At 71.1% G+C, this 14711-nt stretch carries 12 protein-coding genes; 5 read left to right on the top strand and 7 right to left on the bottom strand.

What is annotated here, in order from left to right:
* Nucleotides 1–3 precede the first annotated feature (3 nt).
* The 4 genes from FE256_RS10610 (at nt 4) to FE256_RS10595 (ending at nt 7131) form a co-directional block, all read left to right on the top strand.
* Entirely contained in the window at nt 4–3165 is a 3162-nt protein-coding gene (locus FE256_RS10610) for a glycosyl hydrolase (protein ID WP_138175384.1), read from the top strand.
* Nucleotides 3166–3306: 141 nt separating this feature from the next.
* Nucleotides 3307–4590 carry an extracellular solute-binding protein gene (locus FE256_RS10605; RefSeq protein ID WP_138175382.1) on the top strand — a complete coding sequence of 428 codons (1284 nt, stop codon included), beginning with the start codon at nt 3307–3309 and terminating at the stop codon, nt 4588–4590.
* A 178-nt stretch (nt 4591–4768) separates the two neighbouring features.
* Nucleotides 4769–5707, top strand: a complete 939-nt coding sequence (locus tag FE256_RS10600; RefSeq protein WP_138175380.1) for a LysR family transcriptional regulator — start codon at nt 4769–4771, stop codon at nt 5705–5707.
* Between the two features lie 53 nt (nt 5708–5760).
* A complete protein-coding gene (locus FE256_RS10595; protein ID WP_138175378.1) occupies nt 5761–7131 on the top strand; it encodes an APC family permease in 1371 nt (456 codons plus the stop codon).
* On the opposite strand, the gene FE256_RS10590 is transcribed toward FE256_RS10595, so the two are convergent.
* The 7 genes from FE256_RS10590 to pcaH form a co-directional block, all read right to left on the bottom strand.
* Entirely contained in the window at nt 7091–8569 is a 1479-nt protein-coding gene (locus FE256_RS10590) for a C-glycoside deglycosidase beta subunit domain-containing protein (protein WP_138175376.1), read from the bottom strand. The two genes, FE256_RS10595 and FE256_RS10590, sit on opposite strands and share 41 nt — an antisense overlap.
* 11 nt (nt 8570–8580) lie before the next feature.
* Complete coding sequence (locus tag FE256_RS10585) at nt 8581–9882, bottom strand: C-glycoside deglycosidase beta subunit domain-containing protein (RefSeq protein ID WP_138175374.1); 1302 nt, start codon at nt 9880–9882, stop codon at nt 8581–8583.
* A gap of 144 nt (nt 9883–10026) precedes the next feature.
* Nucleotides 10027–10407 carry a 4-carboxymuconolactone decarboxylase gene (gene pcaC / locus FE256_RS10580; protein ID WP_138175372.1) on the bottom strand — a complete coding sequence of 127 codons (381 nt, stop codon included), beginning with the start codon at nt 10405–10407 and terminating at the stop codon, nt 10027–10029.
* Nucleotides 10404–11174 carry an alpha/beta fold hydrolase gene (locus FE256_RS10575; RefSeq protein WP_138175370.1) on the bottom strand — a complete coding sequence of 257 codons (771 nt, stop codon included), beginning with the start codon at nt 11172–11174 and terminating at the stop codon, nt 10404–10406. The genes pcaC and FE256_RS10575 overlap by 4 nt, the downstream gene beginning before the upstream one ends.
* Nucleotides 11171–12496: a lyase family protein gene (locus tag FE256_RS10570; protein WP_252370977.1), complete on the bottom strand. Its 1326-nt coding sequence runs from the start codon at nt 12494–12496 to the stop codon at nt 11171–11173. Before FE256_RS10570 ends, FE256_RS10575 begins: the two co-directional genes overlap by 4 nt.
* A complete protein-coding gene (pcaG, locus tag FE256_RS10565; protein ID WP_138175368.1) occupies nt 12486–13049 on the bottom strand; it encodes a protocatechuate 3,4-dioxygenase subunit alpha in 564 nt (187 codons plus the stop codon). Before pcaG ends, FE256_RS10570 begins: the two co-directional genes overlap by 11 nt.
* Entirely contained in the window at nt 13049–13861 is an 813-nt protein-coding gene (gene pcaH / locus FE256_RS10560) for a protocatechuate 3,4-dioxygenase subunit beta (protein WP_138175366.1), read from the bottom strand. Before pcaH ends, pcaG begins: the two co-directional genes overlap by 1 nt.
* Before the next feature lie 90 nt (nt 13862–13951).
* On the opposite strand from pcaH, the gene FE256_RS10555 reads away from it, so the two are divergent.
* The gene (locus tag FE256_RS10555) at nt 13952–14704 is read left to right on the top strand and encodes an IclR family transcriptional regulator (protein ID WP_138175364.1); all 753 of its coding nucleotides are present in this window, start codon (nt 13952–13954) and stop codon (nt 14702–14704) included.
* The last annotated feature ends 7 nt before the right edge of the window (nt 14705–14711 follow it).

Raw genomic sequence — 14711 nt, 5'->3', positions numbered from 1 at the left:
GCAGTGACGACGACGCCGCACGATGACTCTCCCGACGACCTCTGGACCCGCTTCATCGACCCTCCCGACGAGGCCCGCCCCCGCGCCTGGTGGCACTGGATGGACGGCAATGCGGATGCCGCAGGCGCCGTCGCCGACCTTGAGTGGCTGCACCGGATCGGCGTGCGCGGCGTGCACATGTTCGACGGAGGCATGGGCATGCCGCTCGTGGTCGACACGCCCCGGCATCCGGGAACTCCCGAGTGGGACGACGCCATCGAGGCGGCCACGCTCACCGCCGCGCGCCTTCGCATGGAGATCGCGATCGCCACGTCCGCGGGCTGGAGCGCGTCGGGTGGCCCCTGGGTCGAGCCCGTCGACGCGATGAAGAAGATCGTATGGAGCGAGACCGTCATCGAGGGCGGATCGATCGACATCGCGCTCCCCCCGCTCCCGGACGTCGCGGGCGGTTTCCAGGACGCCCCCCGCCACGGCGGCGACGGCTCGCCCCGGTGGAGCACCGACTGGCGAGTGGTGGCCTTTCCCGCGGATTCCGGGCACGAACCCCTTCTCCCGGCCGCGTACCGCGTGGACGGGAGCGACATCGAGGCGACGGCACTCACCGACCGTTCCTTCGGTCCGGCCGTCCGCCTTCCCCGCGATCCCGATGCGTGGTCGTCGACGACGCTCGAGGCGGTGTTCGACGAGCCGGTGACGGTGCGTTCGGTCGTGCTCGGCCTCCCCGGCCCCCGCGGCTTCGGCGCCGCACCGGCTCCGCACGCGACTCTGCAGGTCGAGAGCGATGGCGTTTTTCACGACATCGTCCGGCTCGAGCCGACGACCGTGACGGCTCGGACGGCATCCTTCGCCGCCATCACGGCCCGGCGGTTCCGTCTCGTGCTGTCGGCGGCGAGCGCGGCCGAGGCTCTGCCGCCGGTCGCCGCGGGGGTACGGATGCCACCCGTGCTGCGTCGCGCCGACGCGTTCGAGGTCAGCGAGTTCGCGCTCTTCGCCGCTGCCCGCGTGCATCACGCCGAGACGAAGGCGGGTTTCGCGACCGAGTCGGACTTCTACGCCTCCGACACCGTCGACGACCCCTCGGCGCGAGTGATCGACCCGACCGAGGTCGTCGATCTGACCGATGCGGTCGAGGGCGGGCGCCTGCGATGGGACGCCCCTCCCGGGTCCTGGCGCATCCTGCGCCTGGGTGCGTCGCCGACCGGACAGACGAACGGCCCCGCCCCGGCGATCGCCACGGGTCTGGAGGTCGACAAACTCGACGCTCGACGGGTGGCGGCCTACCTCCAGACCCACCTCGAACGGTACCGACCGCGCACCGGACGCTTCGATGCGCTGCTCAGCGACAGCATCGAGGCCGGGGCGCAGAACTTCACCGACGACATCGCTCGGCGCTTCGCGGACGCCCGCGGATACGACCCGACCCCGTGGCTGCCCACCCTCGCGGGGTACGTCGTCGGCGGGGCGGCACAGAGCGACGGCTTCCTCTACGACTACCGCCGCACGCTGAACGAACTGCTCGCGACGGCGTACTACGGCACCCTCGCCGACGAGGCCCACCGGCGCGGCATGACCTACTACGCCGAGGCGCTCGAAGACGGCCGGCCGCAATGGGGCGACGACCTCGCCATGCGCGCCCCGGCCGACGTCCCGATGGGCGCGATGTGGACCTTCGACCCCGCAGCGGGGCCCCGACCGACCTACGTCGCCGACCTCAAGGGAGCCTCTTCGGTCGCGCACGTGCACGGTCGGACCTGGACGGGTGCGGAGGCGTTCACCTCTTTCGGCGACCCCTGGGGATGGATGCCGTCCAACCTCAAACACATCGCCGACCTGCAGCTGACGCTGGGGGTCACACGGTTCTGCGTCCACACGTCGCCGCATCAACCGGCATCCACCCCGCCGCCGGGCATCGCTCTGGCGCCGTTCCTCGGACAGGCGTTCACCCGACACGAGACGTGGGCCGAGATGGCGGGGCCGTGGATCGACTACCTCGCGCGCTGCTCGGCACTGCTCGCGGCCGGGCGGCCCGCCGTCGACATCGCGGTGTTCGTGGGGGAAGAGGCGCCGGTGACCGGCTTGTTCGAGCACGAGCTCGACGGGGCCGTCCCCGGCGGCTTCGACTTCGACTACCTGGGCATCGACGGTCTCGATCTGCTCCGCGTCGAGGGGGACGAGCTCGCCGTTGGGCACTCGCGCTATCGCGTGCTGTTCCTCGGCGGGTCGAGTCGGCGTCTCACGGTGCCGACGTTGCGCCGCCTGCGCACGCTGGTCGCGGCGGGAGCGAGCGTCGTGGGAGCCCGCCCCGAGAGCACGCCGTCCCTCGGCGACGACCGTGCGGAGTTCGCGGTCCTCGTGGCGGCGATCTGGGGCGCCGCGAACGTACACGACACCGCCGACCTCGCCCGGGCACTCGCCGACCTCGGCCTCTCCCCCTCCCGCCCGATCGAAGGGGGGAGTGCGCGACGCATCGCTCGGGTCGTCGACGGGCGCCGGGTGGAATTCCTCGCCAACCCGTCGGCCGACGCGGTGACCCTGACGCTGTCGGGGTTGCCCTCGCGGGTGGAAGTGTGGGATCCGGTGCATCGGCGGCGCGGCGCCCTCGCCCCCGTCCACGGCCGCGCGGACGTGACCCTGCCGCCCTTCGGGTCGGCCTTCGTCGTCGACGGCGGCGACGCACCTGCGCTCACCACGAGCACGCCCCTCGCCCTCGACGGATCGTGGCGCGTGGAACTGCCCGGCCTTCCCGCCGTCGCACACGGCGCCCACCCGCATCCGTGGACGGAGGACGGCGTACGCGCTCGCGGCTTCTCGGGGGTCGGCGTGTACCGAGCGCGGCTGACGGCCCGGGAGGCCACGGTCGGCGGTGCCCTGGATCTCGATCTGGGCGACGTGCACGGCGTTGCCCGCGTCCGCGTGAACGGGCGGGACTGCGGGATCGCGTGGACGACGCCCTACCGCGTCGACGTCACCGCCGCGTGGCGCGACGGCGCGAACGACGTCGAGGTCGATGTCGCCGTCCCCTGGCGCAACCGTCTGATCGCCGAGGCCGAGCGGTCCACCGGCGAGATGTTCGCACCGATGACCGAGGTGTTCACGCTCGCAGCGGTGCCGCGGCCGGGAGGCCTGGCCGGCCCCGTGCGGCTCGTCCGGGCCGCGGCCGACTGACGGGGATCGCTCCCACTATTGCACGGCATCAGCAAATCTAATGTCGGTTTCCGACAGATGTGTGCCACGCTGATTCTGCGGTCACGCGGCCGAGCCAGCGATCCCCGGCTGGCGACAATGAAGTCACGAAAGGGTACGTCCATGCCACAGCACTCCACCCTGCGGCCCCTGCGCCTTCCACTGCTCGCAGCGCCCCTCGCCGGCATCCTCCTCCTCGCCGGCTGCTCGGGCGGCGGCGATTCCGGCAGCGGTGGCGCGGCGACCGGGTTCACCGTCATGGTGGCCCAGGCCAACGACGACGACCAGGCCTACGCCAAGACGCTCGAGGCGTACGGGAAGGAGAAGGGCATCGACATCGAGGTCATCCCCTACCCCTCCGACGCGTACAACACGCAGGTCACCACGCAGTTGCAGGCCGGCAACGCCGCCGACGTCATGGTTCTGGCGCCCGGGACCGGCCAGCCGATCTCGATCATCTCGCTCGCCGAAGCAGGCCTGTTGGCACCCCTGGCGGATTCGTCGGCCAGCGTCATCCCGAAGAACTCCGAAAGTCAGTATCAGGTCGACGGCAAGACCTACGGCCAGCCGACGTCGCTGATCCCCGTCGGCCTCGTCTACAACAACGGCGCCGCCGCCGAGGCGGGCGTGTCGAAGTACCCCGAGAGCTACAAGGCGCTGCTCGAGGACTGCACCACGGCGCGCACTGCCGGCAAGAGCTTCACGGTTCTCGCGGGAGCCATCCCGTTCAACACGGGCCTCATGGCCCAGCTCGTCTCGGCCACCCGCGTGTACGAGGCCCAGCCCGACTGGAACGCTCAGCGCGCCGCAGGCAAGGTGACCTTCGCCGGGACCGCCGGCTGGAAGGAGACGCTCCAGGACCTCGTCGACATGAACGCGGCCGGGTGTTTCCAGGACGGCGCCGCGGGTGGCACGTTCGACAACATCACCGCGGGGCTCGGCGGCGGTACCGCCCTCTCAGCGGCGATCCCGGGGAGCGCGGCCAGCTCGATCGGCGCGGCCACCGGTGCCGACCTGACGGTGCAGAGCTTCCCGCCCTCCTCAGGGCAGAAGCCGTTCCTGCTCGCCTCGGCCAACTACGCCTGGTCGGTCAACGCCAAGGTGGACGACTCGAAGAAGCAACTCATCCAGGGCTTCCTCGACTGGGTGGCGACCCCGGAACAGGCCGCGGCCTTCGCCGACCTGTTCGGCGGCGTACCGATCGTCGGCGCGTCGGAAAGCAGCCTGCTCCCCCAGTACAAGAACGTCGGTTCGCTGCTGGAGTCGAACTCCTACACGGGCCTGCCGAACGCCGCCTGGCCGAACCCCGCCGTCTACGACGCGCTGGGCGCCGGCGTCCAGGGCCTGCTGACGGGCCAGAAGACGGTCGACGCGGTGCTCACCGACATGGACAACGCCTGGGGCTGATCCCTCGTCCGACGATCGGCTGCCGCCTCCGGGCGGCAGCCGATCGTCGTTTCTGGGCCCGCTGGGGATCGCCGTGCGCAGATCACGATCAGGAATGCGATCAGCCATCCCATCGACGTGATTGATACGCTCGAGGTCCCGATTCGTTCCGCGCCCGGCACGAGGAGAACACGACGACGTGTCCGACAACTCCGCACTCTCCCGCCTCGACCTGAACCTCCTGGTCTCCCTCGACGCGCTGCTCACCGAGCGCAGCGTCACCCGCGCGGCCGAGCGGCTGCACCTGAGCCAGCCCGCCCTCAGCGCCTCGCTCGCACGATTGCGCACCCACTTCAACGACCAGATCCTCGCCCGCCGGGGGAACGTCTACGAGCTCACGCCGTTCGCGGTGCGCCTGACCGATCACACGAGCACGGCCCTGGAGGCGGCACGACGCGTGTTCGAGAGCCAGGCCTCGTGGTCACCGTCCGAGTCCTCGCGCGAGTTCTCGATCTACGGCTCCGACTACGGCTTCGTCACCGTCGGCACCGTGGTCTCGCAGCTGGCCGCGGAGCGCGCGCCCGGCGTGCGCTTCCGGTACATGCTGCACAATCCGGGCATCGTCGAGGACGCGGCGAACCGTCTGCGCTCGGCCGACGCGATGATCATCCCCCACGGCCCCGTCTCGGATCTGCCCTACCTCGACCTCTGGCAGGACGACTGGCTCGCCGTCGTCGCCTCCGACAACGACGAAGTCGGCGAGACCCTCACGATGAAGAATCTCGCGGACCTGCCCTGGGTACTCACCTTCCAGTCGAGATCGGCGTTCACCTCGGCCGCCCGCCAGGTACAGCAGCTCGGGGTGGAGGCAAGGATCGAGGTCGTGCTCGAGAGCTTCCTCTCGGTGGGCCACTTCGTCAGCGGTACGCGACGCGTGGGCCTCGTTCAGTCGGCACTCGCACCGCACCTCCTGCGCATCGGCGGGATCCGCGTGGTGCCGCTTCCCTTCGCGGCGACGCCCCTCGTGAGCGCGCTGTGGTGGCACCCCTCCCACACGCGCGACCCCGAACACGAGTGGATGCGCGGGCTCTTCGCCGAGGCGGGGCGGATGATCGCCGCCGGCACCGCACCCGCCTGAAGATCGGTGTCAACCCGACACGACCATCCTGTGTTCGCGCCTACAGTCGGCCGGTGAGCACAGACACCTGGCATCCCTCCACCCTCCGGCGCGGAATCGGCGGACCGCTGCTGTTCGCCTTCATCCTCGGTGACGTCCTCGGAGCGGGGATCTACGTGTTGATGGGCGTGCTCGCCGAGCGTGTCGGCGGGATGCTCTGGGCTCCCCTCCTGCTCGCCCTCCTCCTGGCCCTGCTCACCGCCGGATCGTACGCAGAGCTGGTCACGAAATACCCCCGTGCCGGAGGTGCCGCCGTCTTCGCCGAGCGCGCGTTCAAGAACCGATTGGTGGCGTTCCTGGTCGGCTTCAGCATGCTGGCCGCGGGGGTGACGAGCGCCGCAGGGCTGTCCATCGCCTTCGCCGGCCAGTACCTGCAGACGTTCGCCACCCTCCCGGTGGTGCCTGCCGCCGTCGTGTTCCTCGCCGTCGTCGCCGCACTCAACGCCCGCGGCATCCGGGAGTCGATGGGCGCGAACGTCGTCATGACCGCCATCGAGGTCAGCGGACTCGTCATCGTCGTGGTCGTGGTCGGCGTGCTCCTCGCCGGAGGCGGGGGCGACGTCTCTCGCGTCGGACAGGTGCCCGAGGGGACCGGCGTCGCGACGGCCGTGCTCGCGGGGGCCGTCATCGCGTATTACTCGTTCGTCGGGTTCGAGACCTCGGCGAACATGGTCGAGGAGGTCAAGGAGCCGTCGAAGACCTACCCGCGGGCGTTGTTCGCGGCGCTCCTGACCGCCGGCGTCATCTACCTGCTGGTCGGCCTCGCCAGCGGTATCGCGCTCCCCGCCGAGGAACTGTCCGGGTCGAGTGGACCGCTTCTGGCCGTCGTCGAGGCGAGCGGGGTCGCCATCCCCTCGTGGGTGTTCAGTCTCATCGCGCTCATCGCCGTCGCGAACGGCGCCCTGCTGACCATGATCATGTCCAGCCGCCTCGCCTACGGCATGTCCGAGCAGGGGCTGTTGCCGCGCGCGCTGTCGCGCGTCCTCCCCCGGCGACGCACCCCGTGGGTCGCCATCCTGGCCACCACGCTCGTCGCCATGCTGCTGACCCTCATCGGCGACCTGACGCTCCTCGCGGAAACGGTCGTCCTGCTTCTGCTCTTCGTCTTCCTCAGTGCGAACGTGTCGGTGCTGGTTCTGCGCCGCGATCGCGTCGCGCGCGACCATTTCCGAGTGTGGACCTTCGTCCCGGTCCTCGCGATCGCGTCCTGCCTCCTACTCCTGAGCCAGCAGCCGCTCGCCGTCTGGCTGTTCGGCGCCGTCCTGCTCGCGATCGGTGTGGGGCTCTTCTTCCTCACGCAGTGGGGACGAGCCCGCGGCGAGCGCACCCGCGCCCCGGAGTCGGTCAGGCCGACGCCGTCACGGCCCGCATCGCCGACCGGATGAGGTCGTGCTGGCGCCGCACGAGCAGCAGCGGGTCGACCTCGCCGAGTTCGGCGAAGGCGTGCCCCTCCCACTCGCTCGACCAGAAGCCGCGGTACCCGCCCTCGATGAACACGCGGACGAGTTCGGGGTAGTCGATCGCGGGCTCCTGCCCGGCGTCGTCGATGTCGTAGAACTTCGCGTGCACGTGCAGGATCTGCGGCATGATGTCGGCCCACTCCCGCGGATCGACGTGACCGTGCATGTTGAACGCGAGGTGGGCGAACGAGCCCAGACGCCCCGGGTCGAAGTCCCGCCCGCGGAGGTAGCCCAGGAACTCCTGCTGACGCGCCGGCATCGTGGCATCCGTCGCCCAGATCTCCTGCAGCTTCGCGACCGCGTCGTCGTCGAGCCCGGCCCGACGCACGGCGCGCAGCAGGGTCGGCGACATCGCGTGCATCGTCGACGAGAAGTCGGCGACGAAGCCCAGCAGGGGCGAATCGAGGTCGGCGTACGTCTCGCGCACGCGCAGGATCGCCTCGGCGTTCGGCCCCATCGGGGCGTGGATCTCGTACGCGAGCTTCAGCTCGAGATCCTCGGCGATCGGCAGCAGCCGGCGCAGCAGCTCGGGCTTCGCCGACTGGATGCGCACGAGCGGGAACCCGAGCTTCTTCGCGCCCTCGAACATCAGCTTCGAGAAGGCGAACTCCTCGTCGGGCGTCATGTCGCGATCGCGTCGGCGACCCATGTCGAGGTTCGCCCCGAACGAGCTCTCGACGAAGCCGTGCCGGTCGAACGCGTCCCTCCACGTGCGGACGAAGTCGTCGCCGACGACGGGGTAGGTCGGCACCATCTGGGATGCCACGATCTCGATGCCGGGGCCGATCCCCAGCTCCGCCACCCGGTCGAGGAGGCCGTCGAAGTCGTACCAGCCCGCGCGGAACTCGGCGCTGGCCGAGTAGAGGGTGAGACCGAGGCGGAACGGATCGTCGGCGGCGGCGACCGGCGGCGGGACGACCTCGTGCACGAGCGCCGGAGGTGCGGCATCCGTGTCGACGACCGTGAGGGACTTCGCATCGTGGACGACGTTCGGCACGTAGATCCCCGGCCCACCGTTCTGTCCCGGCGCGATCTGCATGTACGGCAGGCGCAGCTCGCCGTGCAGGACGACGTCGTGCGTCTCCCCGAGGGCGACGGGCGTCGCACGGCGGGCGACGAGCAGCGGGTGCTCCTGCAGGAACCACAGGGTCTCGCTCTGCGCGGGCAGCTCGTCGAGGCGCCAGGACCGGTCACCGAGTTCGAACCGGAGGTCGGCGGCATCCACCCGTTCCCCGTCGACGGTGAGCTCGAGCGTGGTCACCGACGAGAGCCACAGGCTGCGATACCAGGGGAGGGTGAGCCTCAGCGCGAGCCCGTCGGGGTGCGCGCGCAGGCTGTCGTCGTGGATCAGTCCGTTGGGCATGGTCGTCTCTCTCAGATCCGGTCGGTGATCTGGCGCATCAGCGAGTGCTGACGGCGCACCTGCTCGATCGAGCGCCACGGTTCGCGCTCGCCCTCGTACTCGCTCGAGAGGTAGCCGGTGTACCCGGCGTCCTTCAGCGCTTTCAGCACGGGCTCCCACGGGATCTGCTGGTCCTCGAGGTCTTCGTCGATGTCGTGGAACTTCGCCTGGATGAACACGACGTGCTCGATGATGTCGAACACGTCGGCGGGATCCACATGGATGCCGTCGAGGAACGCCGGCCGCCGGCCCGGCAGCTCGCCGGGGCGGAGCGGAATCGGCCGGTCCTGGAAGATCCCGGTGTCCAGCAGCAGACCGAAGTGCTTCGTGCCGGTGCGGCGGATGAAGGCGATGTAGTCGTCGACGACCTCGTGCGTGATGGGCGTCGGCGAGTGGATCTCGGGGCAGATGATGACGTCGAGCTCTTCCGCGAGCGGGAGGGACGCCTCGACGACCTCGGTCCAGATCGGGTGCGGGATGAGGTCGCTCGACACCACGCCGATCTTGGGCCGGACGAACCGGAACCCGAGACGCTTCGCCAGCCGTAGGTCGCGCTGCAGGGCGGCAGCTCCCTCCTCGACCGTCATGTCGCGGGCGTGCGGGCCGCTGGAGTGCAGGCGCGTGTCGATCCACGAGCCGTAGTTCGTGGGTTCGAGGCCGTACTTCTCGAGCAGATGGAACCACTCGTCGACCCACTCCTGCGGGGGGTCGGGGTAGTTCGGCACATGCCCCTCGCCGAGGATCTCGACGCCCGTGGCCCCGAGGTCGGCGATCGAGGCGAGAGCGGTCTCGAGGTCCATGACCGTGCCGTAGTCGCCCATGTAGCTGTAGAGCGAGACGCCGTAGCGGAAGGGAGCACCGGATGCCTCGGGCGCGAGGGTCACGCTCTTGGCGACGCGGTAAGTGCTCGGCTGGTGCTCCTCGGGGATGTACGACATCCGCAGACGCAGGTCGATCGCCAGCTCGTGCACGCCGTCGGGGAGCCCGCCGGGCAGCGGCACCGTGATGATCGCGGCATCCTCGAGCGGCCAGCGCACGCCGTCGCCGTCCCACAGCTCGGCGAGCGTGTACTGACGACCCTGGAGAGTCCACCGCGGCACGTCGGGTTCGACGTCGACGAGCCCGGGGATGCTCACCCCGATGCCGTCGATGAGCGAGGCCGCCATGCCGCGGTACGACGGCATCCGGACGCGGAACTGGAAGCCCGTGATCTCGCCGCCCTCCCGGACGTTGCGGAATCCGACGGACTGGATGAGGTCTCTCTCGAGAAGCATCGTCGCTCACTCTCTGTGGTGTCGCTTCGACGCTACCCGCTTATGCCCGATTCAGACATAAGCGTTCCTGATCCCCCACATCAGACCGCGTGAGGGGTCAGTTTCTGTCGCTTGCGGCATCTCGAAGCGACAGAAATTGACCCCTCACGCCTCCGAGCGGAACACCTCGGTCGCGATGCGGAACGCCGTGTTCGCGGCGGGGACACCGGAGTAGATCGCGGACTGCAGGATGACCTCGCGGATCTCGTCCACGGTCAGGCCGTTGCGGATCGCCGCACGCAGGTGCATCGCGAGCTCCTCGTGATGCCCGTGGGCGATGAGCGAGGTCAGCACTGCGATCGAGCGCGAGCGCCGGTCCAGGCCCGGCCGCGACCAGATGTCGCCCCACGCCACGCGCGTGATGAAGTCCTGCCAGTCGGCGGTGAGCTCGGTCGCCGCCGCGGTGGCGCGGTCGACGTGGGCGTCCGAGAGCACCTCGCGCCGCACCGTCATGCCCTGGTCGTAGCGCTCCTGATCGGTGGTCATCGCGTGCCTCCCTCGGCGATGGATGCGAAGAACGAGCGCAGCAGCGCCGCCACGGCCTCGGACTGCTCGGCGGGTGGCAGATGCCCGGCGTCGTCGATGCGCGCGACGCGGCCGTGCCGCACTCCCTCGGCGATCTCGACGGCCTTGGCCTCGGGGGCCACCGCGTCGAACTCCCCCCAGGCCGCGAGAAGCGGGGCCTCGATACGCCCGAGGTCGCCGCGCACGTCGTACGCCGCGAGCGCCTCGCAGCAGCGGGCGTAGCTCTCGTCGTCGGCGTCCTGCAGGACGTGGAGGAGGCGCCCCGTCAGGACGGGTCGCCGCGCGATCGAGTCCGGAGCGAACCACCGCTGCGCGGAGCCGATGAGAAGGCTCGACGTGCTCTGCGTCCGCGCCTGCGCGGCGCGATCGGCCCACGCGGCGGGGTCGCCGAGCTGCGCTCCGGATGCCACGATGGCCGCCGCCCGCACCCGGTCGCCGTGGCGCAGGGCCAGTTCGAGACCCGTGGCCCCACCGAGCGAGACGCCCGCGTAGAGGAACGTCTCGTCGGGCACCGCCGCAGCGACGGCGTCGGCGAGGTCGGCGACGGTGAACGGCTCGCGGGCGACGGGAGCCGCGCCGTGGCCGGGGAGGTCCCACGCCGAGACGCGGTAGTCGTCGATCAGGAGCGGCACCACGTCGTCCCACAGGATCGTCGAGGTACCCAGCGACGGGCCGAGCACGACCAGGGGCGCGCCGGCGGGTCCGACGGGAGCGGTCAGGGCGATCATGCGCGCCCCTCCTCACGGGCCAGGCGCGGCGCGAGACCGAGGTAGCCGGCCGGGTCGAGCAGCGCGTCGATGTCGAGGTCGCGAGCCTCGGGGAGCGTGCGCAGCGCGTCGCCCAGGTCGGCGTCACCCGCGACGAGCGCGGTGAATCGCTCGGCGCCGATCAAGGGCACGAGGACGCCGCGCAACCGCTCGCTGACGATGCGGCCGCCGGTGAGCGCGACGGTGCGGGCCGCGGCATCCGGATCCACCCGGAGGTGCGCGGCGAGCGAGGAGGCGTGCCACGACGCCCCGAGAGCGAGGCGCAGCAGTTCGCGCAGCGTCGGCCACTCGGCGTGCCACGCCCCATCGGGCCGCTCGTCCACGGCGAGCGCGGCGGCCAAGTGCAGGGTTGCGCCCAGCTGCGGGGCGCGCAGGGCCGCCGAGCGCAGGAGCACGGCCTCGGCGGGGTTCTGCTTCTGCGGCATCGCGGAGGAGCCGCCCCCGGTCCCCTCGGCGACCTCCGCGATCTCGGTGCGGCTGAGGGTCGCGACGTCGGCGGCGAGCTTGCCGACCGCATCGATCGCCTGCACGAGCGCGTCGCCGAGCTCGGTCACGGGCCAGCGCGTGACGTGCCACGGAGCGTCGGGCGCCTCGAGCCCCGCCGCGCGTGCGAAGGCCGCGGGCAGGGCGACCGCGGCATCCTCGGATCCGGTGATCTCGACGAACGACGCGAGCGTTCCGCCGGCACCGGCGAGCTGCGCGGGGAACACGAGCCCGTCGAGCCGGTCGACGGCGCGACGGATGCCACGCTCCCACGCCGCCACCCGGGCACCGACCGTGGTGGGGACCGCGTGCTGCGTGAGGGTGCGGGCCGCCGCGACGGTGTCCGCGTGCGCCTCGGCTTGCGCGCGCAGCCACTGCGAGGTGTGAGTGAGCGAGGACCGCACCTGGGCGACGGCACGGCGCGCGACGATCATGGTCGCGGTGTCGAGGACGTCCTGACTCGTGGCTCCGCGGTGGATCCACGGCGCGTACTCGGCCGGGACGCGGGCCTTCAGCTCGCCGACGAGCGGGATGACCGGGTTGCCGCCGGCGACCGCGGCGACCGCGAGAGCCTCGACGTCGATCCCCTGCGACGGCCGCCCGTACTTCTCGTCGAGACCGAACGCGTGGTCGACGGCGACGGCCGCCTCCGACGGCGCGATCCCGAGCTCCGCGTAGGCCGTGACGAGGGCGCATTCGGCCCCCACCATCGCATCCAGGTAGACCCGATCGGCGACGAGATCGTCGTGACCGGCGGTGACGGGCGAGAGGAGCCCGGCGTCGAGGGGGTCAGAAGGCAAGGAAGACCGTCTCCTTCTCGCCCTGCAATCGGATGTCGTGCCGGAGGTGGCCGTCGGGCGTGCGCGTCGCCACGAGGCTAGCGCGCTCCGCCTCGTCCAGCGAGGACAGCAGCGGGTCGGCGGCGAGCGCCGCGGCGTCGCCGGGCACGTAGATGCGGGTGTGCAGCTTGTTCGGCAGCCCGCGGGCGAACACGATCGCGGCGAAGAAGCCGGGACGGCCCTGGATGCCACCGGGCTCGCGCGTCCAGAACTCGAAGTGCCCCTCGTCGTTCGTGAAGGTCCGTCCGAAGCCGGTGAAGGTGTGGTCGTCGCGACGGAACGCCCCGCGGGCGCGGGGCACCGCGCCGTCGGCATCCGCTCCGAAGATCTCGACGAGGGCGTCGGGGATCGGGGACCCCGCACCGTCGAGGACCGTACCCGAGAGCACGATCGCGCCAGGCGAATGCGGGAAGACGACCTGGTGCTGCTTCGGGAACTCCAGACCGTACGCGAAGAACGGACCGACCGTCTGCCCCGGGGTGGGCCGGTGGGTCTTTGCGGGGACCGTGCTCATCACTCGTCGCCTTCCTGCTCGAACCACGTCGCGTCGGCACCGTCGACGACGATGTCGAAGCGGTAGCCGGTCGCCCACTCGGGCGAGGTGAGGTCGTGGTCGTAGACGCCGACGAGGGCGTCGCGATCCTTCTGTCGGGGGATGCTGTTGTAGATCGGGTCGAGCGCGAACAGCGGGTCGCCCGGGAAGTACATCTGGGTGATCAACCGCTGCGTGAACGACGAGCCGAACACCGAGAAGTGGATGTGCGCGGGGCGCCAGGCGTTCCGGTGGTTCTTCCACGGGTAGGGGCCGGGCTTGATCGTCGTGAAGGCGTACTCGCCGTTGTCGTCGGTGATCGCGCGACCCGCACCGGTGAAGTTCGGGTCGAGCGGGGCCGGATGCTGGTCGCGCTGGTGGATGTAGCGTCCGGCGGAGTTGGCCTGCCAGATCTCGATGAGCTGGTTCGCGAGCGGACGACCCCACGAGTCGAGCAGGCGTCCGCGCACGGTCAGGCGCTCGCCGAGCGGCTCCCCCGCGTGCTGCAGCGTCAGATCGGACTCGATCGCGGCGACGTCGCGCTGCCCGAACGCGGGCGAGAACAGCTCGATCGTCTCGGGGTCGACGAGCTTCGGGTTCTTCGTCGGGTGGCGCAGCACGCTCGACCGGTAGGCCGGGAAGTCGTACGCGGTCGCCGGCACCGCCTCGCCCGCGGCCTCGCGGGCGGCGAGCGCCGCGTGGGCTGCGCGGATCTCGCGCGTGATCTCTTCTTGCGTCGCCTGGTCGGGGGCGGCCAGCAGCGTCTCGGGCGCCGCGGCGGAGGGATGGGACATGGGGTCTCCTTCGACCAGGCCATGTTCCGGCACCGCGCGGCGCGGGCGCCAGCCAGTTCTCGCTGAATGGGAATCGTGGCATCCTGAAGCATGGCCAACTCCCCCTCGGGCGACTCGGTGACCGACCGTCTGGTGCGGATCCTCGAGACCTTCACCCCCACGCGCACGGCCCAGACCACCGCCGAGATCGGCCGGCGCGCGGGCCTGCCGAGCTCGTCCGCGCACCGGATCGTCAACGAGCTCGTGGATGCCGGTCTGCTCGAGCGCGACGAGGAGCGCCGGGTGCGCGTGGGCATGCGGCTGTGGGAGCTCGCGACGCGGTCGTCGCACGCACTGCGACTGCGCCAAGCCGCGCTGCCGTTCATGGAGCGCGTGCAGATGCGTGTGCGCGAGCACACCCAGCTGGCGATCCTCGAGCAGGAAGAGGCGCTGTTCCTCGAGCGGCTGAGCGCGCCGGATTCGGGCGCCAACATCACCCGCGTCGCGGGACGGCTTCCGCTGCACGCCTCGTCCTCGGGACTCGTCCTGCTGGCGTTCGCCCCGCACGACCTGCAGGAACGGGTGCTCGGGGGCCCGCTCGCGCCCGTCACCCCCGCGACGATCATCGACCCCGCGGCACTGCGGCGCACCCTCGCCGAGATCCGCACCCTCGGCCGGGTCATCGCGCCCGGGTACGTCGACGAGGTGTCGACGGGTGTCGCGGTGCCCGTGCGCGACGAGACGGGGGCGGTGATCGCGGCACTGTCGGTGGTGCTCCCCCGCGACGCCGAGACCCAGTTCGCCCTCGGCGAGCTGCACCGCGCCGCCCGCGACACCGAGCGCGCCCTAGGCTACCGCCGCTGACCCCCCC

Source organism: Microbacterium sp. 5K110, from assembly GCF_005774735.1.
In the GTDB taxonomy this organism is placed as follows: domain Bacteria; phylum Actinomycetota; class Actinomycetes; order Actinomycetales; family Microbacteriaceae; genus Microbacterium.
The sequence above is the reverse complement of the archived record's forward strand: the minus strand, read 5'-3'. Positions and strand labels throughout refer to the sequence as shown.